Consider the following 24,432-nt stretch of genomic DNA (forward strand, 5'->3'; position numbering starts at 1 on the left):
CCATGCGCATTTCCGCTTGGGCCATCCGCAATCCGATCCCGGTCGTTTCGCTGTTCATCCTGCTGACGATCGCGGGGATCGTCGCTTATATCGGTCTGCCTATAAAGCAGTTCCCCAACGTCAACTTCCCTGTCGTCAGCGTAACCGTGACGCAAAATGGCGCGGCGCCCAGCGAAGTCGAGAACCAGATCACGCGGCCGATCGAAAATGCGTTGAGCAGCGTGGCCGGGGTCAAGCATATCAGTTCGACGGCCGTGCTGGGATCGTCCACCACGACGGTCGAGTTCGAACTGCACAGCGACATGCAGAAGGCGACGGATGATGTCCGTACCGCCGTGGAGCGCGCGCGCATCGATTTGCCGCCGGGGATCGACCCGCCGCTTGTGCAGCGCCTGGACATCGATGCCGCGCCCATTCTGACATATGCGGTCAGCGCGCCCGCGATGGGCAACACGGAATTGTCGCGCTTCGTCGACAAGGTGGTCACTCGTGCATTGCAGGCCCAACAAGGCGTGGCGCAGGTTCACCGCATTGGGGGCGCCGATCGGGAAATCAACATCGTGCTGGATGCGCAGCGCATGGCGGCACTAGGCGTGACGGCGCCGCAGGTGAACAACGCCCTTGCCGCGTTCCACAGTGACGATCCGGGTGGCCGTGCCGATGTGGGGGCAGTCGAACAGACGATCCGTGTCCTCGGGTCATCCATGACCATTGACAGGTTGCGCGACCTGGCGATCCCGGTTCAGGGTCGTTATGTTCGCCTGGGCGACATTGCCGAGATTGGCGATGGCGCGGCCGAACAGCGCGGGTTTGCGCGGTTGGACGGCAGGCCCGTGACCGCGATCCAGATCAGCAAGACGCGCGAAGCGAGCGACATCAGTGTCGAGGACCGGGCGGTCAAGGCGATAGCCCGGATTCAGGCCGAGCATCCGGGCGTCACCTTCACCAAGCTGGTATCCACGGTGGATTCGACACGGCGGACCTTTGCATCGACCCAGCATGTGCTGATCGAGGGCATTTTTCTGGCGGTGATCGTCGTCTATCTGTTCCTGCGCAACTGGCGCGCGACGATCATTGCTGCGGTGGCCATGCCGTTATCCCTGATCCCGACCTTCGTCCTTATGTCGGCCATGGGATTCAGCCTCAACAGCATCACGCTGCTGGCGCTGACATTGGTGATCGGGATCCTGGTCGATGACGCGATCGTGGAAGTCGAGAATATCGAGAAGCGGATTGAGACTGGCGAGACGCCCTATCGCGCCGCGTTGATCGGCGCGGATGCCATCGGTCTGGCGGTGATCGCGACGACCGCGACGATCATCGCGGTGTTCGCGCCGGTGTCACTGATCCCGGGGCAGGCGGGACAGTTTTTCCGCGAGTTCGGTTTGACCGTGGCTGTCGCGGTGCTCTTCTCGCTGGTCGTGGCGCGTTTGCTGACGCCGTTGATGGCGGCCTATTTCCTCGTGCCGCTCAAGGATCGGGTGCATCGGGAAAAGCGCCCCGTAAACCCGATCTATGGCCGCATATTGGATTGGGCCTTGGCCCACCGATGGATGACGATGGCGATCGGTGGCGGGATTTTCCTTCTGTCGCTCCTGCTGGCGAGCCTTACGCCGGTGGGATTCCAGCCGGTCGGCAATCCGGGCTATCTCTACATCGCGGTGCAGGGTCCGCCCGGCGCGACGCGTGACGACATGGCGCGGGCGGTCAACGACGCGACCCGCATGCTGTCGGCAGAGCCTTCGGTGGAACGGGTTTTTGCCCAGGTGGGGTCAACGTCCGGCGGCTTCAACGCGGGCGACGACATGCGCACGGGCACGCTGACCGTGGTGCTGAAACATGATCGCGACGTCACGACGGATGAGTTCCGGCAGATCATAAGGCCGAAATTGCGCGATATTCCGGACGTGCGCCTGTCCAATCAGGGCACGTTCGGTTCGGCTGGGGTCAACATCGTGCTGGCCGGGGAGGATGGGCAGGCGCTGGAGCGGACGCAAATCGAATTGTTGCGGCAGATGCGCAACGTGCGGTCGATTTCCGACCCGCGCCCGGCGCCTCCGCCCGCAGGCCCGGAGTTGATCGTGACGCCCCGGCCGGAGGAGGCGTCGCGCCTTAACGTCGATAGCCGGACGCTGGCCCAGGTGCTGCGCATCGCGACCATTGGCGACATCGATGCCAGCGTGGCGAAATATTCGGATGGCGACGAACGCGTGCCGATCCGCGTCCGCCTGCCCGAAGGATCGCGTCAGGATCTGGAGACGATCGCGAACCTGCGCGTGCCAACCATTGACGGGCAGACGACGCCCTTGTCGGCCGTTGCGGATATTCGGTTCAAGGCGGGACCGGGCAAGATCGTGCGCTATGACCGGGAGCGGCGGGTGTCGGTGGAGGCGGATCTGGTCGCCGGGCGGACATTGGGCCAGGCGTTGCAGGAAGTGAACGCATTGCCGGTCATGCGCAACCTGCCCAAGGGGGTTCAGGAAGCGAAGACGGGCGATTCGGAAGCGATGTCCGAGCTGTTCGGCGGCTTCATGCTGGCGATTGTCGGAGGGATCGGGCTGACCTTTTCGGTGCTGGTGCTGCTGTTCAAGGGCTTCTTCAAGCCGGTGGTCATCCTGGCCGCGCTTCCGCTGTCGCTGCTGGGTGCCTTTGCCGCGCTGACGCTGTTCGGCAAGACGTTGGATCTGCCCGCGATGATCGGCCTGCTGATGCTGCTTGGCCTATGCGCGAAGAATTCGATCCTGCTGGTGGAATTCGCGATCGAGGAGGAGCGGGCAGGCACGCCGATGACCGAGGCGCTGCGCAATGCATGCCGTGAACGTGCGCGGCCGATCGTCATGACGACGGTGGCGATGGCGGCGGGCATGCTGCCGACCGCGTTGGGCATTGGGGAGGGTGCGGAGTTTCGCCAGCCGATGGCGCTGGCGGTGATCGGCGGTCTCATCACCTCAACGGCGTTGTCGCTGATCTTCGTGCCGGTGATTTATGAGATCGTCGAAAGCATCGAAAGATGGATCACGCCAAGGGCCGCGCGTCTGGTGACGCCGCGTCAACCGGGAGATGACGATCCGTTTCCCATATGATGGAAATGTTGACAGATGCTAACTGATCGCTTGACATATCGAACATACATGTTCAATTAGATGTGCCTTTTAGGCACTCTCCTACACCTACTTGGGCCGGCCACAACCGGCCCTTTCTTTTATGTGGCTGTAGGGGGTGCCCAACAGAAAAAGGGCGCTTGCGCGCCCCTTTCCCTCAATAAAGCCTGAGCTTTTTACCCTTAGGGCAGCTTGGCCAGATCGGCGTCGATTGCCGCCAGACGGGCGTCAGTCACCTCGTCGGGCGAATATTGCTGGACCGCCTTCAGAGTCATGGCGCGGGCCATATCGACCTGATCATTGGTGGTCATGCCGGGGATGTGCTTCTCAACGATCGCCTTGGCAGCGGGGTTGTCGAGCAGGACGCCCAGTTCGGTGTCGGCAGAGGTGTACTTGGCGGGAGCAGCAGTTTCCGCCAGCGCCGGAGTGGCGAGCGACAAAGCAGCGGCAGCAAGAATCAAAAATCGCATGGAACAGGATCCTCCGTTTGTGATATTTCCTATATCGCACGATGTCGTTCTAAATTCAAGTCACCAGCTTTTGCGGGCGGCCAGCAAAAGATCGACGGTTTTCCGGGCGGCGCCTAACAGTTCGGCTTCGACGATCGGACCCGCGCTGCTTTCCTGCAATTCCCACCCGGTGATGGCGGCTACAAGCTGTCGAGCGATCGCGGACGGATCGCGGGCAGGAATGCCGTCGCGCGCGGCCGCCTGGCTGATGTCGTCGCTGATAAGGCGCACGATGTAGAGATAGCCTGCTTCATACATGGCGCGGGCCAGTTCGGGGAAGCGTTCACGATTGGCGAGCGTCAGAAGCTGGAACGCGTGCACTTCCCGCTGAAGCAGCGACCGGGCGATCACTTGCGCGTGATGGTGGAGGCGTTCGGCAATGTCATCGGTCAGCAGATGATCCTGGCTTGCCGATATAAGCGACCATTGCTTGACGCGATCATGGATGACGGTCGTGAACAACGCTTCTTTGGAGGGATAGCGGGCGTACAGCGTGCCCTTGGAAACGCCGGTAGCCGCAGCGATATTTTCCATCGCCACGCCGTCATAACCCAGTTCCAGGAACATCCGGGTGGCGGTGGCCAGGATAGCGCGATCGATCGCGGCGACCTGTTTCGCGTCGGGTCGGCCGCGTTTTGGGGTGAATGCTTTCTCGGTCTTTGTGGCTGACATGACCGCATCTCTGACTCAAGCCATGGGCGGAAGCAATGGCATTCTGAAATAAATCGAACGACACCGATCGAATATTGACGTGTGCGCTTCTGGAACGTAAGAATGTAAACTGCCGACAATCGGAAAATGTCCCCCCAGCGGAGAGGCTGCACATCATGAAGAATTCCTCATCCATCCTGTTGCTTGCCGCCGCAGGGACGATGCTGACGCCGGTCGCGGGATATGCCCGCGATACCCGGAAGTCACCCGAGCGCAGAGCGGCTGAGACCCTGTCGAAAATGACGGGTGAAGAGAAGATCCGGCTCATCCACGGCCCCATGACGGGCCTCGTCCCTGCGTCGAAGCGGCCGCAGGGAATGCCGCTCAGTGCGGGATATATTGAAGGTGTGGAGCGCCTTGGCGTTCCTACGCTGGTGGAAAGCGATGCGAGCCTTGGCGTGTCCAACCTGATGGAAATGCGCAAGGGCGATGTGGCGACGGCATTGCCCTCAGGGCTTTCGCTTGCGTCCACATGGGACCCGGAAATCGCCCACGCGGGCGGCGCGATGATCGGGGCGGAAGCACGGGCCAAGGGGTTCAACGTGATGCTGGTGGGTGGCGTCAATCTGGTGCGTGACCCGCGCGCTGGCCGAAATTTCGAATATCTGGGTGAAGACCCGCTGCTGGCTGGGGAACTGGTCGGAAGTCAGATCAGTGGCGTGCAGTCCAACGACATCATCGGCACGATCAAGCATTTCGCGCTCAACAATCAGGAAACCGGGCGCAACATCGCATCGGTGAACATGGATGAGCAGGCAATGCGCGAAAGCGATCTGCTGGCTTTCCAGATCGGCATGGAACGGGGCAAGCCTGGGTCGGTGATGTGCGGTTATAACCGCGTCGATGGAAAATACGCCTGCGAGAATCCTTTTCTGCTGAACGACGTGCTGCGGCGCGATTGGGGCTTCAAGGGCTATGTGATGTCTGATTGGGGCGCGGTGCACTCGACCGAAGCCATCATCGCAGGCCTCGATCAGCAATCAGGCGAGCAGATCGACGGCAAGCGCTATTTTTCCGACCTGATGGTGGAAGCGGTCAAAGCGGGGAAGGTGCCGCAGTCGGCGGTCGATAAGGCGGCCGGACGCGTGCTCTACGCCATCTATGCCCATGGCGTGGCCGACAAGCCGCTAAAGCCGGGGCAGCCGATAGACTATAACGCCAACGGCGACATCGCGCAGCGTGCGGCGGAACAGGGGATCGTCCTGTTACGCAATGAGGGCGGCATCCTGCCGCTGGCCGCTTCGGCGAAGACGATCCTGGTGGTCGGAGGCAATGCCGATGTTGGCGTGCCGAGCGGCGGCGGTTCGAGCCAGGTCAATCCCGTCGGCGGATTGAAGCGCGTTTCCAAGGGCGCGGAAAGCGGCCCTGCCGCTGGCTTTGCCCGTCGCGGCTATGGGGGCACGGCGCCGTTTGATGCGCTGCGCGCCGAGTTTCCGAATGCGACTGTCGGCTATCTGGACGGCAAGGATGTGCCAGCCGCTGTTCAGGCAGCGAAGTCGGCCGACATCGTTGTCGTTTTCGCGGAGAAGTACGCGACCGAGGCCATCGACGATAAGGACCTGTCGCTGGGCGAGGGTCAGGACGACCTGATCGACGCGGTGGCGAGCGCGAACGGAAAGACGATCGTTGTACTGGAAACCGGCAACCCCGTCCTGATGCCCTGGCAGACCAAGGTCCCGGCCATCCTGTCGGCATGGTATGGCGGCCAGCGTGGCGGCGCTGCCATTGCGCGGGTTCTGACCGGAAAGGTGAACCCGTCCGGTCACCTGCCCGTGACCTTCCCGGCCTCCGTCGATCAGTTGCCTAACCCAGTGCTTCCCGGCTCCGATGCGCCGCCAGCAGATAAGGAAACGCGCGCCGTCTATGGTCTTCAGGCGGGTTTGAAGCCGTTCGACATCGTCTATCCGGAAGGATCGGATGCCGGTTATCGCTGGTTTGACAAGAAGGGGCTGAAGCCGCTTTATCCCTTCGGCTACGGTCTTAGCTACACGCAGTTCCGCTACGAAGGGCTGAAGGTGACGGGCGGAAAGGCGCTGTCTGTCCGCTTCACCGTGGTGAATAACGGTCAGCGAGAGGGGGCGGACGTGCCGCAGGTCTACGTCACCCGGCCGGGCAAGGCCAAGCGGTTGATCGGATGGGCGAAGCCCAATCTCAAGCCCGGCGAAAGTAAGGAAGTCACGGTTACGGCGGACATGCGCGTGATCGCGGACTTCGATGCAAAGGCGCAGCGTTGGGTGGTGCCAGCGGGTGACGTCAAGGTAGAGGTGGGCACATCCGCCGCTGATCCGGTGCTGACCGGCACGACGCGGCTGAACCGTATGATCCGGAGGCCCTGAGCCATGACAGCGAAGCGTTTGATGAAGAACTGCCTGCTGGCGGCAACAGCTATGTTTGCACTTGTCGAGGCTCCGGCTTTTGCAGGTCCGCTGGACGATCATTTCCAGAGCCCGCCCGTCGATGCTCGCCCCCGACTGCGTTGGTGGTGGCCGGGCGATGCAGTGACGGATCAGGAATTGCAGCGTGAGCTGAAGCTGATGGCGGACACCGGATTTGCCGGTGCGGAGATTCAGTCGTTCACGCCCAATTTCGTGACGCTTACGCCGGACGAGAAGGCACGCGTCGATCAATATGCCGAGCCGTCCTTCTTCGCCCATGTCCGTGCTGCGGCGGAGGCGGCGAAGGCATTGGGCCTGACGCTGGACTATACGCTGGGTTCGTCCTGGCCGTCCGGCGGCGGCTTTGCCATCACGCCGGAACTGGCGTTCACCGAACTTTCCATGGCCAGTACCCAGGTCAAGGGCGGCGAGGCTGGTCCGATCAAGCTCAATATACCCAAGCGCACAAGGCGGCTGGGCGCGCTCAATATGTTCGATGCGCGCGTCAAGGACCCGAAGGTAGCAGACTGGGGCAAGCGGATGGAGGGCCGGGCGCGCACTGTCGCAGTCGTTGCGGTCAAGGGTCAGGCACCCGAATTGCAGCCATCCGCGCCAGGCGCGATGGGCCTGACGTTGACTCCGTGGCGGGACGTGGTGACGGCGGGTACGCTCGACCCTTCGTCAAGCGTCGTCCTGACCAGCAAGTTGCGTGATGACGGCACGCTCGACTGGACCCCACCGCCCGGCGATTGGCAGATTTTCGTGTTTCGCCAATATGCCTCGGACGTCGGGGTGCTGGGCGCGGCCGGGCAGGGGCCGCAGCTGATACTGGATCATATGAACCCGCAAGCTTTTGCGGCCCATGTGGCGCGCGTCGGTGATCCGTTGGGGAATGACCCGGTCGGAATCCGATCGACATTCGTGGACAGCCTGGAATTGATGCAGGATATTCAGTGGGGACCTGAATTGCTGCAACAGTTCAGGAAGCGGCGCGGGTATGACTTGACGCCCTATCTGCCCTTCGTTGTCCAGCCCGGTTGGATGCAGGCGTGGAGCGAGCATTGGTCGCCGCCCTATTTCGACACGGCGAACAGCGATGTGGCGGAACGGGTGCGCGCCGACTATCGCCGCACGGTGTCCGACATGATGATCGAGGGGTTCATCCAACCCTTCGTCGCGTGGAACCATGCGCATGGTCTGAAGGCCAAGTTCCAGGCGCATGGCGGCGCGTTCGATACGATCCGGGGATATGGCATCGTCGATATACCGGAAACGGAAGATCTGCCCGGTTCAGGCGATCCTTTGTTCATGCGGATGGCCCGGTCGGGTGCGCATCTCTATGGGCGTCCAATCGTATCCGCGGAAAGCCTGGCGTGGAAAGATCGTCCCTATGACGTGACGCCCGACGAAATGCGGCGGCGGGTCGATGCCTTCATGGCGGGTGGCGTCAACTCCATGATCCTGCATGGTTATAATTACCGCTTCCATGCCGACGACTGGCCCGGCTGGCACGCTTTCCAGCCAAGCCCCTTCGCTGGCGGCTTTTCCAACATGTTGAACGAGACCAATCCGATCTGGCCCGCAATGAAGCCTTTGGCGGGCTATATCGGCCGCTTGCAGGCCGTCATGCAGGCAGGTGAGGCGGTGGTTCCGGTCGCCTACTTCTATGGTCGCTACGGCTATTATGTCGGCATCGAGGATGACGGCGCGGGCAAGCAGGCAGCGGAAAAGGCATTCCTGGCGGGAGGCTATGATTTCGACCGGATCAACCCGGATTCGATCGCTCATGCACGGGTCGAAGGGAAGCAGCTCGTTTCGCAGGGCGACCAGCGCTATCCGGTGCTGGTGTTGCCGCCGATCGACGGCATTCAGGCAGAGACAGCCGAGGCGATCGCGCGTTTTGCCAAGGCGGGACTGCCGGTGTTCTTCACCGATCGGGCGCCGAGCCGGGATGAAGGGCTGGCCCAGGCTCGCCAGCGCGATGCGAGGGTGAAGAAAGCGGTGGCCGCCGCGCTGAAATCCGGAGCGAAGATCGTTCCCGCCGCTGGTGTGACCGATGCTCTGCGGGCAGCGGCGATTCCGGCAAATCTGCGCTTTTCTGGCGATACTGCCGATCTTTACTTCGTCCAGCGGAAGATCGAGGGCCGCACGGCGACCTTTATGTACAACAGGGGAGAAGTCGCACGGCAGGTGACGCTGACGCTGCCCGATGCGGGGGGCGTGACGCGGTGGAATGCGATGGACGGCACGGTTGCGCCTGTGTCGGCGCGCGTCGCTGGGCAGGCGACGGATGTGCCTCTTAGCCTTGCGGCGGGGGAAAGCGCGCTGCTGATGCTTGATCCCAAGACGCAGGCTGTCACCGTTCCGGCATCCGCTACCATGGCCAGCATGACGCTGCCCATGGATGGATGGCGGCTTCAGGCGACCGGTCATGTCCAGCGCAAGCCCTATAGCCAGGATTTCGCCTCTATCAGCCTGAAGGACTGGCAGCAGCTGCCCGAACTGGCGCGCTTTGCAGGGACGGGAACCTACAGGCGCACGATCAATGTCGATGCGGGCTGGCTGACCAAGGGAACAAGCGTGATGCTGGATTTGGGCGAAGTGCATGACGTCGCCACGGTGACGGTCAACGGGCAAAGCTTGCCCACCCTGTTCAGCGCACCGTTCCGCGTCGATGTGACGAAGCTGGTTCGTGCGGGCAAGAATGACATCAGTGTCGCTATCGCCAACGTACCCCAGAATGCGATGATCGATCCCAAGGACACGATCTACAAGAAGCTGAAGCCGGTTCCCGCCGGATGGGTGGGGCCAGCGAAACTGGAGGCGCAACGGTGAGAGGGCGGCGTTTCGCAGCTGCGATCGCATCCTGCCTGCTGATCGCGGCGGCGCCGGTCGTACCTTCTCCGGAAGCGGGACTGAGGTCGGTCAATCCGGAGTTGCGGCCGGTCGCGCGCGGCATCATGCAGGCGCAGCGGAGCGGGGTGACGTACAAGCCCGCCAAGCCCGGCCCACTGCCCGCAGGGGTCGAGGAGCGTCAGGTACCCGGATCTCGCGGGCAACCGTCGGTGCCGGTCTATGTCGTGAACGCTAGCGCCAAGCAGGGAGCGCCGCGCGGCGCCATCTTCTTCGTCCATGGCGGTGGTTTCATCGGCGGCGATGCGCGGGAAAATCTGCCCGCGCTCAAGAGCCTGGCCGAGCGGCTGAACTGCGTGATCGTGTCGGTGCAATATCGGTTGGCGCCGGAGACGCATTTCCCCGGACCTCTGGAAGATGCCTATGCGGGTTTGAAATGGCTGCACGGCAATGCCGCCGCGCTGGGCGTCGATCCGGGGCGGATTGTCGTAATGGGTGAAAGCGCGGGCGGCGGTCTGGCTGCTATGCTGACGATTGCGGCGCGTGACAGGGGCGAGGTGCCCGTCGCGTTTCAGGCGCTTATCTACCCCATGCTGGATGATCGAACGGGCTCTTCGCGTCCGGTTCCCCCGCATATCGGTCAGTTGGTCTGGACGGCGGAGTCGAACCGGAAGGGCTGGCAGGCGCTGCTTGGGCGGCGGCCTGGCGCTGCCACTCAGCCCGAAGGCGCGGTGCCTGCGCGGGTGAAGAACCTCAAGGGGCTTCCGCCGACCTTTATCGGGGTCGGGTCGGTCGACCTGTTCGTGGACGAGGATGTGGAGTTTGCCCGCCGCCTGATCGATGCGGACGTCCCTACCGAATTGCTGGTGATACCGGGCGCTTTCCACGGATTCCAGCTGATCGTGCCGCGCGCGGCCATATCCCAGCAGTTCAATGCCGCGCTCGATGCGGCGTTGGCCCGCGCCCTTTCGCCGGAGAAGAAATGATGAGGATGGGCACATTGCTGGCTGCTTCGCTGATGTTGGGCGCTGCGCCCGCCGCTATCGCTCAGACGGGTAGCGCTGAGGGTTGGATCAGTCATGCGGAGGCGGGGCCGACGGTGCGCCCGATTGTACTGCATTTCCGCCGCACGCTCGATCTGCCGGGCAAACCGCGTTCTTATACGGTGCGAGTGACGGCAGATAATCGGTTCATATTGTTTGTGAATGGCGGACGTGTGGCGGTGGGGCCTTCGACGGGCGATATCGCCCATTGGCGCGAGGAGAGCATCGACCTTGCGCCCTATATGAAGGCGGGCGTCAACGTCATCGCGGCGACGGTGTGGAACGGGGTGCAGCCGCTGAAGCTGCCCGCCAATGCCACGCCCGCGCAGGTTTCGGCGGCTCAGGGCAATTCGCTCTTCACCAATACGGCGCCGCTGTTTCAGCAGAGCGTCGCGACCGGGCTTCGCCTGATCGGCGAAGGCGAGGCAGCGGAGCTTTCGACTGACCGGGAGGGATGGCGGGTGAAGCGCGACGAGGGTCGTGGCTTCGCCAATGGCTGGGGGCAGGTGAAGCGCTGGTATTATGTCGCGGGCAACCCCGAGAAGATCGATGCGGCGAAGGCTGATTTCGATGCCGCTGGCCCGACGGAACAAGGGGAGGGCTGGCAGGACGCGGTTCCCGCCCCTGATGCAGCGAAGCGGACGCTGGTGGCCGACCGGCTGCCGCAGCAATCCTATACGCCTGTGGCAGCGGGCAAGGTGGTGCGGACTGACCTGCCTGCCGCCATGGCCTTTCCCGCGCGGGCGGTGACGATCCCGGCCAACAGCAAGGCGACCTTGCTTATTCAGCGCGATGCGATGGTGTCGGCCTATCCTCAGTTGGACGTGTCCGGCGGCAAGGGGGCGGCGATCAAGCTTCTGTGGACCGAGGCGCTGTATGATGCGCAGGGCCGGAAGGGCGACCGCAACCTGATCGAAGATCGCAAGCCGATCGGCATATGGGACAGCTTTATCGCTGATGGAAAAAAGCGCAGTTTTGCCCCGCTATGGTGGCGGACCTGGCGCTATGCCGAAATCACGGTCGAGACCAAGGATCAGCCGTTGGTGCTGGAGGGGCTAAGAGCGTACGAGACCGGCTATCCGTTCCAACAAGTTGGTAAGTTCGAAAGCGATGATTCTGAACTTGCACGGATTTTCGACATAGGCTGGCGCACAGCACGGGTCGATGCGCATGAAACCTATATGGACACGGCCTATTGGGAACAGCTGCAATATGCGGGCGACACGCGCCTTCAGATGCTGATTTCCTATGCCGTATCGGGTGATCCCCGTCTGGCCGAGCAGGCGATCGATGCCTTCGCTGCATCCGATGTCGATGGCGGGCTGATGGAAGGCGCCTGGCCGACGCGCGGCAATAATGTGATCGCGCCGTTCGCGCTGATGTGGGTTGGCATGCTGGATGACTGGCGATTGCGCCAGCCCGACCCCGCACCCATCGTCCGCAATATTCCGCGCATGCGCCGGGTTCTGGACTGGTTCGAAACCTACCGCCGCCCCAGCGGCCTGTTGGGTAAGAACCCGCAATGGAACTTCATCGATTGGGTCGGCCAGTCCGCCACCGACCGGACCATCTTTCCTTCCTATGGCAAGACGGACGAAAGCTGTTTGATGAGCGTCAGCTGGCTCGGCGCTCTCCAGCAGGGGGCGGCGATCGAGGGAGCCTTTGGCGACGCGAGCCAGGCGCAGCGCTATGCCGCGCGTGCCGAAACCTTGAAGGCGGCGATCCGCGACCGGTGCTGGGTTCCGGCGCGCGGTCTTTATGCCGATAATCCTGATGGCGACCGATTCAGCCAGCATATGAATGCGCTCGCCATCCTCTATGATGTCGCGAGCCGCGATGCGGCAGGGGCCATCATCGACCGGATAATGGTGCCGGGCAAAGGGATAGATGCGCCTGAAGGGATTACGAGCGTCAGCTATTATTTCTCCTGGTATCTGGCGCAGGCGCTGGTCCATGCGGGGAAGAGCGACCGTTATCTCGACATGCTCAAGACGTGGCGCGATCTGCTGGCGATGCACTATACGACCTGGCCGGAAGAGCGCGACGACGCGGGGCAGGGAGGCAAGGGCCAATCGACACGATCGGACAGCCATGCATGGAGTGCGCACCCGAGTGCAGACCTGCTGGGTATCGTGGCCGGGATTGGGCCTGATGCGCCGGGCTATGCGCGGCTGAAGGTTGAGCCCGCGTTGGGATCGCTCAAGAGCCTGGCTGCAACGGCTGCCACGCCTCAGGGTGCGGTCAGCGTGCGCTACCGGATTTCGGGAGGCACCTTGAATGCCGAGATCACCCGGCCGAAGGGGTTGCCGGGGGATTTCCTGTGGAATGGCAAGCGCTATCCGCTGACCCGCGCCACCACCAAGCTGAAGGTGCCGGTGCGCTAGGTCCGATCGACATTCAGTTCTGGCGGCCTGCAAATGGCGGTTCTCCGCGCTTCCGGTGCTCACGTACTTTGAGTACGCTGCGTTGAAGCGAGGCGCGTGACTCGCTTCAAGGCTCACGGAAAACCACCATTTTACCTTCGGTGGCCTTCGGCTCGGCACGCCATTTCCTGAATGTCGATCGGCCCTAGGACGGGGCAGCACACTCAGCGCTTCGGGGCTTCCTTTGCCCCGAAGCCGTTGAGGTCGATCCAGCGGAACAACGCATCGGTCCAACCCTGCGTCGTCGTGCCCTTAAAACCCAGGCCGAAACCATGACCGCCACGTTGATAGGCGTGGAACTCGATTGGGCGGCGAGCAGCGATCCAGCTTTCGATAAGTGCATAGCCCGCGCGTCCTGACAGCGGGTCGTCGGTCGCCATCGCCACGAAGGCTGGAGGCGCGTCGGTGGGCACGTCTACCCTTTCCATCGGCGGATAGAGCATGGCGGAGAAGGCGGGACGGTCGGCGATCGGCGCGTCGATGGTCACGCGGATCGTCGTTCGCGCTCCAGCAGAAAAGCCGATCATGCCGACCTTGGCCGGATCGACATGCCATTGCGCCGCACGCGCCCGGACGAGCTTCAGCGCCGCGATCCCATCGGCGATCGCATAAGGGGGCGTGACGATGCGCAGGCCTTCACCGGGCTTGCCGACCCAGTCGGTCATTCTGCCCTGCATCATCTTTCCGAAAGCTGGCCAGTCCCGCGGGGTCGGGTCCAGCCGGTATTTGAGTACGAAGGCGGCGATGCCCCGATCGGCCAACAGGCGAGCGACCTCCATCCCCTCATGATCCCAGGAAAGCGTCATGAAGCCGCCGCCCGGCGCAATGACCATGGCGGTGCCGGTCGCTTTTGACGGGTCGGGGAGGACGGGCAGCAAGGCGGCTTCGCCGGTATTGCGGACGCTCATGTTGCCGGACTTACCGAACCAGATTTCAGGTCCGTTGCCACCGGGCACGGGGCCGGTGCCAAGAGGGATTGCCTGTTGCAATTCCGACGGGGCGGGCAGCTGCGCAGCCGCCGCATTAGTCCCCAGAATCCATGCGGCAGCCAGACAAAAGAACGTCGTTTTCATTCCACCTCTCCCTATATCTTGTCCCGCTTAACCGGCGGCGTCGCCCCATACCTGCGCGAAGAAGGGATTGCGCGCCGCTTCCGCTTCATAGGCGGTGGTATCGAGCATGGTGACGGGGCACCAATGACCGCCCTGGAGGTATAGGCGTGGCGTCATCGTGAAGCGATGGCCTATAGCGGACTGCCATTCCACGGGTACGTCCGGGCCATCGAAAGAGTTGCCAAGATATTTGCCGCCGCGATATTCCGCCGCTGCCTTCAGATCATCGATCCGCCAATCTTCCGGCGAGCGGCTTTCGTCATAGCCATGATCGAGCAAGGTCGGTTCCCGCGAAGGCTGGGCGTAGTGGAAGTCGTCCCAATTGCGGGGAATGGCTTCCCATGCCGCGCGTGATCCGAAATAGGCGCGGATCTTGGCTTCATCATTGGTGGCGAACCAGTTGAGGCTGCCGTCCGGCCCATTGGCTAGTTTCTCGATCTGTTTTGATATGACACCCGGCACCAGCTTGGGCACCATGCGGGAGATCCATGGCATATGCCGTGGGGCTTCGCGGAAATACTCATCGAGCGATTGTTCACGGAAGGGCACCAAGGCTTCGAGCCGGTCGGAGTCAGCATACCATTGGCCGTGGAAATTGCGGGTGGCGAACCAGTGCGGTTTCAGCACCTTGCGGTAGTTGGGCATGGATTTCTCCATGAACTCATGATTCACCACGCGCGACGACGCGCCGCCGCCCAGATTATAAAAATTGCGCCAGAATGCATCCGGCACATCGTCGCCGCACAGTGCCGCCATCAAGCGGCCGCTGTCATTTGCGGTAGACCATTCGAACACGCCATTGAGCGGATTGTGGAACATGATCGGATCGAAAATCTTCCACATTTCGAAATGCGCCATCCCGCTTTGGCGCACCGATGCCCAATGGGTGATGCCACTCTGTGCGACGATCGCTTCGGCCTGCGTCTTTGTAACCGCATAATGATCATAGGCGCTGATCTTGATCGGGTCGCCCGTCCGCCCCCAATGCACAGGTGCATTGCGGCTGCCGGTTTCGGCGATGGTGCCGATATAGATGAGCCGTGTCTGCTTGGGGTCGCCCACCGCGTGGATCGCATCGACTATATTCTTCGCGCCGCCGACGTTGACGCGGGTCACAAGCTCGGCCGGAAGGCGATCTGCAAGTGGTGACACCAGAGCGCCGACATGAAGCACGACATCGGCGCCCTCGACCCCCTTACGGATCGAAGTGGGGTCGGTGAGGTCGCCCCAAATGACTTCGGCCAGGCCACGGCGCTGGACGTCCTTTACGACGGGGTGCGACTTTTCCTCTGGCCTTACCAATATTCGCAGGCGCAGCGTGTCTGCCTTTTCCGCAATGCGCTTCACCGTCTCGCGACCCATATTGCCGGTGGCCCCGGTCAGGAAAATTGTCTTGCGGCTGTCGGTCATGATGCGTTCCCCAAATTATGCGACGTTAATCGCACTTTAGCGTTCCAATAACAAGAATGTAGTTTGAACGACGGTCGGAACATCGATATCCGATTCCTCGTCGATCAACGAATAATGCAATCAGATGAATATCCGTTCATATATATGCGGACGTCATGTGCGCATTCCCTACGAATGAATTGGTCATGTGTTGCTCATAAAACACGGTGGCGTGCGAAAATTTGTGAGGCGATGAGTCTCCGGATTGCGATGAAGCCCTATGGCCGTTAGCGGGCTCCACATCGCTCGGGCCATATCTGGGCTGTTCGGAAAGGATGTCATGAAGGTTAACGGAATTTCTGCATTGTTGTGCGGTGCGGCGCTGATTGTCCCTGTTGCTGCTTGGGCGCAGGAAAGTGTCAGCAACGACGACAGCGCCACCAACGAAATCGTCGTAACAGCGACTCGTGAATCGCGCTCGCTTCAGTCGGTGCCGATGGCCGTGAACGTCGCGACCGGCGAACAGCTTCAGAAGTTCAATATCTTCGACGCAAAAGATGTGCAGCAGCTCGCGCCGGGCCTTGAGCTGACCAACACTACTGGCCGCAACAACACGACCACCCTGCGTGGCGTGACCTTTGATCCCGACCAAGGCACCAGCCCGGCGGTTCAGGTCTATTATAACGAAATTCCGACGGATGCGCAGACCGTTTATACGGCGCTCTACGACATCCAGCAGATTGAAGTGCTGCGCGGCCCGCAGGGCCTGTTGCGCGGTCTGTCGGCACCGGCTGGCTCCATCACCATCGCGACGCGCCGTCCGAACTTCGATGAGATCGAAGGCTATGCGCAGGCGACCGCAACGTCGCGCGCTGGTTACAACGTCCAGGCTGGTGTTTCGCTGCCGTTCAATGACACGCTCGCGATCCGCGTCGCTGGCCTGGTCGATGGCAATCGTCTCAATAACGTGCGCAACATCACCACTGGCGAGCGTGCGCGCAGCCGCACCGAAAGCGCGCGCGTCACGCTGGGCTGGCGGCCGAGCAGCGACTTCACCGCTTACCTGAGCTACCAGTATCTGTTTGCGGACAATATTCAGCCCCAGCAGGTTGTCGGTGCGGGCAACGTGCCGGACGGCTTTAACCCGTCGGGGCCGGCTCTTTCTGAGTCTGATTATGCTGCCGTCTCGGATGGCCGCTTCCGCAACCAGAATGAAAGCCACATCGTCAATCTGGCCTTCGATTATGATCTTGGCCCGGCCACCCTGTCGTTCGTCGGGGCTCACCAGTACAGCAGGCTGAAGGCTGAACGCGACCTCGACGCGGGCAACGCCATCCCTGATTATGTGTACGCATCGACCGTCAATTCGCCCTACAAGGTGGATTCGGCCGAACTGCGCCTTGCCTCCAACAATAAGGAAGGCTTCGGCTGGGGCGTCGGTGCATTCTACACCAAGCAGACCGGCACCGTTGTGAGCAACCAGCGGGCAGACGTGTTTTTCGCTCCCGTCCCGGTTGCGTTTGGCCTCTTCTTGCCGATCAATACGGAAGTCTTCACTCCGGTCGATACGCAAACTTGGTCATTCAACGGCAATCTGAGATATCGTTCCAATGGCTTTTCGATTGAAGGCGGTCTTCGTTACTCGATCATCAAGAATGTCCAGACGACCGACATCTTCGTGACATCTCCAGCCTTCCCGGCTGGCCCTCCGATCGAAGGCGTACCGGCAAACCTGCAGCGCTTCACGGACAAGCCACTCACGGGCGGCGTTACGGTCTCCTATGAGTTCAATCCGCGCCTCAACGCATATTTTGCCTATGGTCACTCGTACCGTGCTGGCAGCACTGGCGTCGCTGTACCCGTCGGCGTGAGCGAGGACCTGATCCGTACCAAGGCAGAAAAGACCGACTCCTTCGAGGCAGGTTTGAAGGGGAAGTTGTTCGACAACCGGGCGAACTTCACTATTTCCGCCTTCTATCAGACGTTGGAAAATTATCTGAGCCGGTTCACGGGAATCTATTATGAGTCTGCGGCGGCCAATCCTCCGACGGGCGGCTTCGATTTCAACTATAATGGGGATGCCAAGATCAAGGGTATCGAAGCGTCCATCGACGGGCGGGTGACGGATAATTGGGACCTGGGCGTAAGCGCATCCTATGTTCGTGCGCGCTACAAGGATGCTCTGGTGCCCTGCAATGACTATGCAGGCACTGGCGTTCCCAATCAGAGCGGCGCACCCGCTGTAACTGGTCCGGGCAATGTCAGCTATTGCGTGACCAACGGTCGTCTGTCCCAGACTCCGGACTTCACCCTCACCGCGAATACGGAAATCCGTTTCCCGATGGGTGAGTTCACCCCGTTCGTGCGGGCGCTCGTCAACTATCGTCCGGGCTTCTATGCAGACCAGGTCGATTATGACTATCGTTCGCGTACCCTGCTGAACCTGTTTGCAGGTTTCCGTACGGAAGACGATCGGTTCGAGCTGACCGCTTTCGCGAAGAATCTGCTGAACCAGAAGCGGATCACCAACATCAGCCTGGGCACCGCCCAAATCAACACGGCTGCTGGTATCCCCTATGAGTCCGGTTATCGCGTCGTGAACGTGACCAATCCGCGCGAATTCGGCCTGACCGGAACTTTCCGGTTCTGATGTCGATCCTGTCGTAAGGATAGCGTTTCAGAGGGCCAGGGGAGGTTATCCCCTGGCCCTTTCCATATAATCAGGAGTAGGATGAATGACCTCGCATTTTGGTTTTACAAAGCTTGTGGTGCAAGACCTGGAGGGAACCGCCGCCTTCTACAAGGATGTTGCGGGCCTGGTTGAAATGGCGCGGATTCAGGATACGGTCGGCGATCGGCAGATCGATGAAATCCTGTTCAATGCTACGGGCGAAGGCGGCGCTACCTTCGTTTTGTTCAAGTTTCTGGATCGGGATGCCCCCGCACAGGATGAGGTCATCCTGGGATTTCAGACGAGCGACCTTGAGGCATTTGTCGAGCGGGTCCAAAAGGCTGGCGGCAATGTTGTGCAGCCGATTGAAGTCAAGGAAGCTCATGGCGTGAAGGTCGCCTTCGTAACCGATCCCGAGGGGCACCTTATCGAGGTTGTGGAATTGCTGGCCAAGTAAAAGAAAAGGCGGCGCGGGACATGGCCGTGCCGTCAGTTTATAAGCTATACGCCCGTTCCATGGGGCCTCGACGTCGCGCAGCTGACGTGCCGGACGCTGCATGGGGCAGATCAGCAAGCGCCGAAGGGCATCCTTTAATTATCCAACGCTGGTCGCGCGGAACGCCCCTGCTTTTACGACAGCCTTTGGGCAGGGCGTGGTTTCCATTCCTGCCAGTGCACCCGGCTTTTCTGGAAGCGAAGATTGTTCGGAGTTGGGGGCGTCCAGTACTCCGTCGGCTTATCTGATCATCGGTAGGGATACGCCGGAGACGGTGGCGGAATATAAGGCAGAGGGGATCACGCCGCCCACCAACCATTCTCCGCTCTACGCGCCAGTGGCAGATCGGCTGTCCGCAGCGGGACGACGGCTCTTGTCGTGACGGTCCTGGCGATCAACGGGATGGATGCTCGCTAAGATTGTGGGGACGAGGTAGCGACAGGGAGCTTGAAGAGCGGGGTGTCATGGCCCAATTAAGGGGCTTCCCTAGCCCGTTTGGGCTGCCCCAGCCAAGAGTAGCCATGACTTCGCTTAACCCCCTCCTTGCCGATACCGACCTGCCTGATTTCGCCGCCATCGAGGCAGCACATGTGATTCCCGCCATAGAGGTAGCGATTGACCAGCACCGCGCCGCGATCGAGCAGATTACGGCTGGGCAAGCCGATGACTTCGGCAGCGTTATATTGGCGGCGGAGCGGGCGGACTTTCTCCTGTCGCGCACATGGTCGCCCATTGGCCATCTTGCGGGGGTAGCCGACACGCCGGAATTGCGGGAAGCCCATGCTTCGGCACAGGCTTTGATGACGGCTTACCTGATGGAGGCGGGGCAGAACCGGGCGCATCACGATGCAGTCGCGCGCGTGGCCGACCGGCCCGACTTTGCCGATTTGCGTCCTGCGCAGAAGCGGGCCGTCGAATTGGCGCTGCGTGCCTTCCGCTTGGCGGGCGTAGCCTTGGAGGGTGACGCCCGCCAGCGTTTCCTCGACATTGGCGTGGCGCTGAGCGACCTTAGCACCCGCTTTGGCAATGCCGTGCTGGACGCGACGGAAGCGTGGAGCGAGCATGTGACCGACGAGGCGGCGCTCGCCGGGGTTCCGGAAAGCGACAACGCTATTCTTGCCGCCTATGCGCAGGAAAAGGGCCTGCCGGGATGGCTCATCACTCTGCGTCAGCCGAGTGTGCTGGCGATCTTGCTTCATGCCGAAGATCGGGCACTGCGGGAGCGGGTTTATCGCGCCCACAATACGCGCGCGTCCGATCGGTCGGACGACCGCAGCCATGACAATAGCGAGCGGATCGACCAGATCATGGCGCTGCGGCATGAGGCGGCGCAGATATTGGGCTTCAACGATTCCGCCGCGCACTCGCTTGAAACCAAGATGGCGGCGGATGCGGACGAGGCGCTGGTCTTTCTGGCTGACCTCGCCAAGCGCGCTCGCCCGGTCGGTGAGAAGGAACTCGAGGAGGCGCGAGCCTTTGCCACTGAGCATTTTGGTTTGAACGAACTTTATCCGTGGGACCTGTCATACGTCGCCGAGGCGATGAGGCGGACGTTGCATGGGGTCGATCAGGAAGCGCTGAAAGCCTATTTCCCCTTACCGCGGGTACTGGCGGGTACGCAGAAGCTGATCGAGCGGCTTTTCGATGTGTGCCTGATCGAACGGGAAGCTGTTTCCACCTGGCATCCCGACGTCCTGTTCTACGACGTGCTGGATGCGAAGGGCGAGATTGTGGCGGGGGTCTATCTCGACCTGTTCGCTCGGGCGGGTAAGCGTGGCGGAGCTTGGATGGATGTGTGTCGGGCGCGGTTCCGGGATGCCGATGCGTTTCACCGGCCGATTGCCTATCTGACCACCAACTTCGCACCGCCTGCCGGTGACCGTCCCTCGTTGGTGACGCATAATGATGTGGTGACGCTGTTCCATGAATTTGGCCATGTGCTGCACCATCTGCTGACGGAGGTCGATCTGCCGTCGGTCGGCGGCATTTCCGGCGTCGAATGGGATGCGGTCGAGCTGCCCAGTCAGTTCATGGAGAATTTCGCCTGGGAAAAGGACACGCTGATCGGCCTGTCCGGCCATGTGGACACGGGTGAGCCATTGCCTGAACCTCTATTTGACCGGCTGCTTGCCGCGCGGCAGTTTCAGGCGGGGTTGGCATTGTTGCGTCAGATCGAATTTGCGACCTTCGACCTGCTGCTGCATCGCGACTATGATCCGGCGCAGGGGGCGCGGGTGTTGCAAACGCTGGAGCAGGTGCGGGCAGCGGTGGCTGTCGTCCATCCGCCTGAATGGAACCGCTTTGCCCATGCTTTCAGCCATATTTTTGCGGGCGGATATGCGGCGGGCTATTATTCCTACCTGTGGGCTGAACTTCTTTCCGCAGACGCTTTCGAAATATTCTCTCATGCCGATCTGCCGGGAGGAGGCGCCACCGCCTTCCGCCGCGAGATATTGGCGGCGGGCGCCAGCCGTTCCGCAGCCGAGAATTTTCGGGCTTTCGCCGGACGTGCGCCGGAAGTCGATGCCTTGCTTCGATCGCGCGGGCTGGCGGCCTAAACAGAAGGCCATTGTAGCATGGACAGACCCCTTGTGATCAGTTGCCCGGCCTGCGCCACGCTGAACCGTGTCCCGAAGGAGCGGCTGGGCGAGGGGCGTTGCGGGCGGTGCAAGCAGGCCTTGTTTCAGGGTCGGCCGGTGACGTTGACCAGCGCCAATTTTTCGCAGCATGCAGCGAGCAGCGACGTTCCGCTCATCATCGATTTCTGGGCGAGTTGGTGCGGTCCCTGTCGCCAGATGGCGCCAGCCTTCGAGGCCGCCGCCGCGCAGCTGGAGCCACATGCCCGGCTAGGGAAGATTGATACCGAAGCGGAAGCCGATCTTGCCGCCCGCTATGCGATCCGGAGCATTCCCTCGCTGGTCATTGTGCTCAAGGGGCGGGAAATAGCCCGTAATGCGGGCGCCATGCCGATGGCTGCGATCGTCAACTGGGCGCGGCAGCATCTGCCTGCGTGATCAGGCGGGCTCCTTGACTCGCTGGACGATGCTGCTGGCGAGTTTCGGCGCGACTTCTGCCAGATGGTCGAAATGCGCTTCGAAATGAGCCATGCCCTGGCTCATCGAGCGGATTTCCGCCTCCAACCCTTGCAGACCCGCTTCCGGCAGCAGGACCTCTATCACGTCCCAGGCCGACCAGCCTTCGCGGCTTGTCATCCGCAGCATCTGGCCACGGCGAGAGGCCACGGCGGAGGTGATGCGGGATGATGCGGTGCCGGGCGTCATGATCGTCACATGCGCGACCGGCTCCAGCAGATAGGGGGACGCTGCGGCCAGCGCGTCGCTCATTGCTATCCGTCCGGCGGTGCGGAAAGCGAGTTCGGAGCTATCCACGCTATGAAAGGAGCCGTCGACCAAAGTCGCCGCGACATCGACCACGGGAAAGCCTAGAGGGCCTTTTGCCTGGGCGTCATGTACGCCCTTTTCGACCGCGGGAATCCACTGCTTGGGTATTGCGCCGCCCGTGATCCGTTCCTCGAAACGAAGGCCCTCTCCCCGTTCCAGTGGGCGCACTTCCAGCACGACATCGCCGAACTGGCCATGGCCGCCGGACTGTTTTTTGTGACGCCCACGTTGCGTCACCGTTTTGCGGATCGATTCCCTGTAGGCGATTGTCGGCGGCTGCACCGACACGGCCACGCCATAGCGGCGCTTCAGGCGGGCCAGCGCGACGTTCAAATGCTCGTCACTAACGCCGTGAAGTAGTGTCTCCCGTGATGCTTCGTCCTGGCTCCAGTGAAGGGCGTGATCTTCCTCCGCCAGTCGATTGAGGGCGGTGGACAGGCGCACCTCGTCCTTATGATCCTTCGCGGCGATCGCTACTGCGCAATTGGTTGCCGGTCGGTGAGCGAGCAGCCCGTTGCCGCCGGGTTTGGCCGCGATGCCGATCAGGTCACCTGCCTTTACCGTGTCGATCTTGGCAATGCCGACGATCGCGCCGGGTTCGGCGGTGGCGATCTTGGTCGTGGCAAGACCCTGAAGCGAAAATATCCCGCCCGCGCGTAGCGATTGTCCGCCATTGTCCTGCAAGTCGGCGCCGTCCTGTAAGCTGCCACCGAACAGCCGCGCGATCGCCAGGCGGCCTACCGTTGCCGCATGGGAAATCTTCAGCACCTGTGCCGCCGCTCCGCTGATGCCTAGCCGATCAGCCGTCTTTGCGGGGGCAGGTGTGTCATGCCGCAGCATCTTGAGCAGGCGGCGGATACCAAAGCCATTGGCGGCGGAACCGAACAGCACCGGCACGATGAGGCCGCTCGCGGTTTCCTGTGCCAGATCGGCGAAGATGGTTTGAAGGCTTGGCTGTTCATCCGACAGAAGCTGTTCAAGCAGGACGTCGTCATGATCGGCCAGTTGTTCCAGCATATGAAAGCGCGCCTGGCTTTCGTCAGCCTTCAACTCTTCGGCGAGCGCGATCTGCTGCGATTGCTTGCCTGTCTCATAATGATAGGCCCGTTCCAGCGCGAGATCGACGAAGCCGTCGATCCGATCACCCGACCGGATCGGGATTTGTCGGGCGACGAGCGCGGCGGCGCTCATGGGAGCGAGGGCCGTAAGCAGGTCCTGGATGCTGCCTCGCGCCTGCTCGATCTTGTTGACGAACAGGGCATGTGGAACGCCCGCCCGTTCGAGCTTGCGCAGTGTGGGCTCTGCCAGAGGGGCGCGGGCCGGGTCAGGATCGATGACGACGATAGCCAGATCGACCGCATTGAGAGCGATGGCCGCGTCATCGGCAAAGCTGGGCGAGCCCGGAATATCGACGATGGAGAAATGATCCCCCATCCATTCAAACTGCATGAGATTGAGTTCGGTGGAGCTTCCCCGCTCTCGCCCTTCCGGACTTGCATCGCCAACGCTGGTGCCAGCTTCGACCGATCCCTGTCGCGAAACAGCCCCACTGATGTGCATGATTGCTTCCACGAGGCTGGTTTTACCCGCTCCGGCGGGGCCGATCAGCGCAATGGAGCGCGATTGCGTGCCGCTCATCCTTGCTCTCCTCATCCCGTCTTTCGTGGCGAAGACGGTCCTTCTGACGGAGCGATGTTCTGCCTATCGCGGGGGGAACGCAAGGGGGCTTCGACCGGATCGAGCCACTGACTGCCTGAGCGCACATGCAATCGCGAGATGTGCATTGCGGTCATTCATAATATCCATCCTTATCTGCCGGAACCGGTTTAACCGCCGTTCGATTAGGTAAAGCGCAGAGAGAGGCTGGCTGATGCCCAAGGATGAAGAGCGGCGGCAGCGGCGAAATGCCAAGCGATGGTTGTGGGCGATCGTTGCTGCGGGTCTGGCTCTGGCGGCGCTCATAGCTTATACCAGCCTGCGTGCGCCCGATCCGGCATCGCGAACGTCAGATGTGGCGGTACCAGCCTCTGTAACCACAGCACCAGTGGGGGACGAAAACCGGAACGAAACGCCGCATCGGTAATTGCAATCTTCGTGATCCCTGTACGAGGGACCGATCTTCCTCATTTCAGGAGTTTGATCGATGTCGCTAACCGGACTTACTGCCATCATCATCCTGATCGCTGCGGCCCTGCTCGGCTTGGTGCTTTATGCGCGTAATCGGGGGCGGTTGAGTAGTGGCACCGCGTTGATCGCTGCGCTCGTCATCATCGCTGCGGCTTCCGTCACGATGCTGTATCCGTCTTTCCTGACCGCGACGCATGCGGATCGGCCGGTGCCCTGAACCG

Annotated in this window: 17 protein-coding genes; 12 read left to right on the top strand and 5 right to left on the bottom strand. The window is 61.6% G+C overall.

Features of this window, described 5'->3' with window-relative positions:
• Positions 1-2: 2 nt before the first annotated feature.
• On the top strand, positions 3-3,083 hold the full coding sequence (locus AC6JBC_RS15100; RefSeq protein WP_498026299.1) for an efflux RND transporter permease subunit: 3,081 nt from the start codon (positions 3-5) through the stop codon (positions 3,081-3,083).
• Between the two features lie 200 nt (positions 3,084-3,283).
• Here the strand turns inward: AC6JBC_RS15100 and AC6JBC_RS15105 are convergent, their stop codons facing one another.
• Positions 3,284-3,571, bottom strand: a complete 288-nt coding sequence (locus AC6JBC_RS15105; RefSeq protein ID WP_498026300.1) for a hypothetical protein — start codon at positions 3,569-3,571, stop codon at positions 3,284-3,286.
• Between the two features lie 60 nt (positions 3,572-3,631).
• The gene (locus AC6JBC_RS15110; protein WP_498026301.1) at positions 3,632-4,282 is read right to left on the bottom strand and encodes a TetR/AcrR family transcriptional regulator; all 651 of its coding nucleotides are present in this window, start codon (positions 4,280-4,282) and stop codon (positions 3,632-3,634) included.
• A gap of 155 nt (positions 4,283-4,437) precedes the next feature.
• On the opposite strand from AC6JBC_RS15110, the gene AC6JBC_RS15115 reads away from it, so the two are divergent.
• From AC6JBC_RS15115 to AC6JBC_RS15130, 4 genes are read left to right on the top strand one after another with little or no spacing between them, the layout of a single operon-like run.
• The gene (locus AC6JBC_RS15115; RefSeq protein ID WP_498026302.1) at positions 4,438-6,657 is read left to right on the top strand and encodes a glycoside hydrolase family 3 C-terminal domain-containing protein; all 2,220 of its coding nucleotides are present in this window, start codon (positions 4,438-4,440) and stop codon (positions 6,655-6,657) included.
• 3 nt (positions 6,658-6,660) lie between these two features.
• The gene (locus AC6JBC_RS15120; RefSeq protein ID WP_498026303.1) at positions 6,661-9,531 is read left to right on the top strand and encodes a glycosyl hydrolase; all 2,871 of its coding nucleotides are present in this window, start codon (positions 6,661-6,663) and stop codon (positions 9,529-9,531) included.
• On the top strand, positions 9,528-10,535 hold the full coding sequence (locus tag AC6JBC_RS15125) for an alpha/beta hydrolase (protein ID WP_498026304.1): 1,008 nt from the start codon (positions 9,528-9,530) through the stop codon (positions 10,533-10,535). The genes AC6JBC_RS15120 and AC6JBC_RS15125 overlap by 4 nt, the downstream gene beginning before the upstream one ends.
• Positions 10,532-12,976: an alpha-L-rhamnosidase-related protein gene (locus AC6JBC_RS15130; protein WP_498026305.1), complete on the top strand. Its 2,445-nt coding sequence runs from the start codon at positions 10,532-10,534 to the stop codon at positions 12,974-12,976. The genes AC6JBC_RS15125 and AC6JBC_RS15130 overlap by 4 nt, the downstream gene beginning before the upstream one ends.
• 203 nt (positions 12,977-13,179) lie before the next feature.
• On the opposite strand, the gene AC6JBC_RS15135 is transcribed toward AC6JBC_RS15130, so the two are convergent.
• Positions 13,180-14,088: an alpha/beta hydrolase gene (locus tag AC6JBC_RS15135; protein ID WP_498026306.1), complete on the bottom strand. Its 909-nt coding sequence runs from the start codon at positions 14,086-14,088 to the stop codon at positions 13,180-13,182.
• A gap of 27 nt (positions 14,089-14,115) precedes the next feature.
• A complete protein-coding gene (locus AC6JBC_RS15140) occupies positions 14,116-15,537 on the bottom strand; it encodes an NAD-dependent epimerase/dehydratase family protein (RefSeq protein ID WP_498026307.1) in 1,422 nt (473 codons plus the stop codon).
• Between the two features lie 319 nt (positions 15,538-15,856).
• On the opposite strand from AC6JBC_RS15140, the gene AC6JBC_RS15145 reads away from it, so the two are divergent.
• From AC6JBC_RS15145 to trxC, 5 genes are all read left to right on the top strand, one after another.
• Positions 15,857-18,166, top strand: a complete 2,310-nt coding sequence (locus AC6JBC_RS15145) for a TonB-dependent receptor (RefSeq protein WP_498026308.1) — start codon at positions 15,857-15,859, stop codon at positions 18,164-18,166.
• Positions 18,167-18,251: 85 nt separating this feature from the next.
• Positions 18,252-18,644 carry a VOC family protein gene (locus AC6JBC_RS15150; RefSeq protein WP_498026309.1) on the top strand — a complete coding sequence of 131 codons (393 nt, stop codon included), beginning with the start codon at positions 18,252-18,254 and terminating at the stop codon, positions 18,642-18,644.
• 100 nt (positions 18,645-18,744) lie between these two features.
• On the top strand, positions 18,745-19,065 hold the full coding sequence (locus tag AC6JBC_RS15155; protein ID WP_498026310.1) for a hypothetical protein: 321 nt from the start codon (positions 18,745-18,747) through the stop codon (positions 19,063-19,065).
• A 139-nt stretch (positions 19,066-19,204) separates the two neighbouring features.
• Positions 19,205-21,241: a M3 family metallopeptidase gene (locus AC6JBC_RS15160; protein ID WP_498026311.1), complete on the top strand. Its 2,037-nt coding sequence runs from the start codon at positions 19,205-19,207 to the stop codon at positions 21,239-21,241.
• An 18-nt stretch (positions 21,242-21,259) separates the two neighbouring features.
• The gene (gene trxC / locus AC6JBC_RS15165) at positions 21,260-21,697 is read left to right on the top strand and encodes a thioredoxin TrxC (RefSeq protein WP_498026312.1); all 438 of its coding nucleotides are present in this window, start codon (positions 21,260-21,262) and stop codon (positions 21,695-21,697) included.
• Here the strand turns inward: trxC and AC6JBC_RS15170 are convergent, their stop codons facing one another.
• Positions 21,698-23,722: an elongation factor G gene (locus tag AC6JBC_RS15170; RefSeq protein WP_498026313.1), complete on the bottom strand. Its 2,025-nt coding sequence runs from the start codon at positions 23,720-23,722 to the stop codon at positions 21,698-21,700.
• 232 nt (positions 23,723-23,954) lie between these two features.
• Here AC6JBC_RS15170 and AC6JBC_RS15175 point away from each other — a divergent pair, with 232 nt between their 5' ends.
• Together AC6JBC_RS15175 and AC6JBC_RS15180 are read left to right on the top strand one after the other, a co-directional pair.
• Entirely contained in the window at positions 23,955-24,167 is a 213-nt protein-coding gene (locus AC6JBC_RS15175) for a hypothetical protein (RefSeq protein ID WP_498026314.1), read from the top strand.
• Positions 24,168-24,227: 60 nt separating this feature from the next.
• Entirely contained in the window at positions 24,228-24,428 is a 201-nt protein-coding gene (locus tag AC6JBC_RS15180) for a hypothetical protein (protein WP_464789809.1), read from the top strand.
• The last annotated feature ends 4 nt before the right edge of the window (positions 24,429-24,432 follow it).

The sequence above is a fragment of the Sphingobium sp. RC1 genome (genome assembly GCF_059738765.1).

What these genes read in the sequence shown, in the direction of transcription:
- AC6JBC_RS15100 (WP_498026299.1), top strand. Translation starts at nt 3, where the DNA reads ATGCGCATTTCCGCTTGGGCCATCCGCAATCCGATCCCGGTCGTTTCG.
- AC6JBC_RS15105 (WP_498026300.1), bottom strand. Translation starts at nt 3,571, where the DNA reads ATGCGATTTTTGATTCTTGCTGCCGCTGCTTTGTCGCTCGCCACTCCG.
- AC6JBC_RS15110 (WP_498026301.1), bottom strand. Translation starts at nt 4,282, where the DNA reads ATGTCAGCCACAAAGACCGAGAAAGCATTCACCCCAAAACGCGGCCGA.
- AC6JBC_RS15115 (WP_498026302.1), top strand. Translation starts at nt 4,438, where the DNA reads ATGAAGAATTCCTCATCCATCCTGTTGCTTGCCGCCGCAGGGACGATG.
- AC6JBC_RS15120 (WP_498026303.1), top strand. Translation starts at nt 6,661, where the DNA reads ATGACAGCGAAGCGTTTGATGAAGAACTGCCTGCTGGCGGCAACAGCT.
- AC6JBC_RS15130 (WP_498026305.1), top strand. Translation starts at nt 10,532, where the DNA reads ATGATGAGGATGGGCACATTGCTGGCTGCTTCGCTGATGTTGGGCGCT.
- AC6JBC_RS15135 (WP_498026306.1), bottom strand. Translation starts at nt 14,088, where the DNA reads ATGAAAACGACGTTCTTTTGTCTGGCTGCCGCATGGATTCTGGGGACT.
- AC6JBC_RS15140 (WP_498026307.1), bottom strand. Translation starts at nt 15,537, where the DNA reads ATGACCGACAGCCGCAAGACAATTTTCCTGACCGGGGCCACCGGCAAT.
- AC6JBC_RS15145 (WP_498026308.1), top strand. Translation starts at nt 15,857, where the DNA reads ATGAAGGTTAACGGAATTTCTGCATTGTTGTGCGGTGCGGCGCTGATT.
- AC6JBC_RS15150 (WP_498026309.1), top strand. Translation starts at nt 18,252, where the DNA reads ATGACCTCGCATTTTGGTTTTACAAAGCTTGTGGTGCAAGACCTGGAG.
- AC6JBC_RS15155 (WP_498026310.1), top strand. Translation starts at nt 18,745, where the DNA reads ATGGGGCAGATCAGCAAGCGCCGAAGGGCATCCTTTAATTATCCAACG.
- AC6JBC_RS15160 (WP_498026311.1), top strand. Translation starts at nt 19,205, where the DNA reads ATGACTTCGCTTAACCCCCTCCTTGCCGATACCGACCTGCCTGATTTC.
- trxC (WP_498026312.1), top strand. Translation starts at nt 21,260, where the DNA reads ATGGACAGACCCCTTGTGATCAGTTGCCCGGCCTGCGCCACGCTGAAC.
- AC6JBC_RS15170 (WP_498026313.1), bottom strand. Translation starts at nt 23,722, where the DNA reads ATGAGCGGCACGCAATCGCGCTCCATTGCGCTGATCGGCCCCGCCGGA.
- AC6JBC_RS15175 (WP_498026314.1), top strand. Translation starts at nt 23,955, where the DNA reads ATGCCCAAGGATGAAGAGCGGCGGCAGCGGCGAAATGCCAAGCGATGG.
- AC6JBC_RS15180 (WP_464789809.1), top strand. Translation starts at nt 24,228, where the DNA reads ATGTCGCTAACCGGACTTACTGCCATCATCATCCTGATCGCTGCGGCC.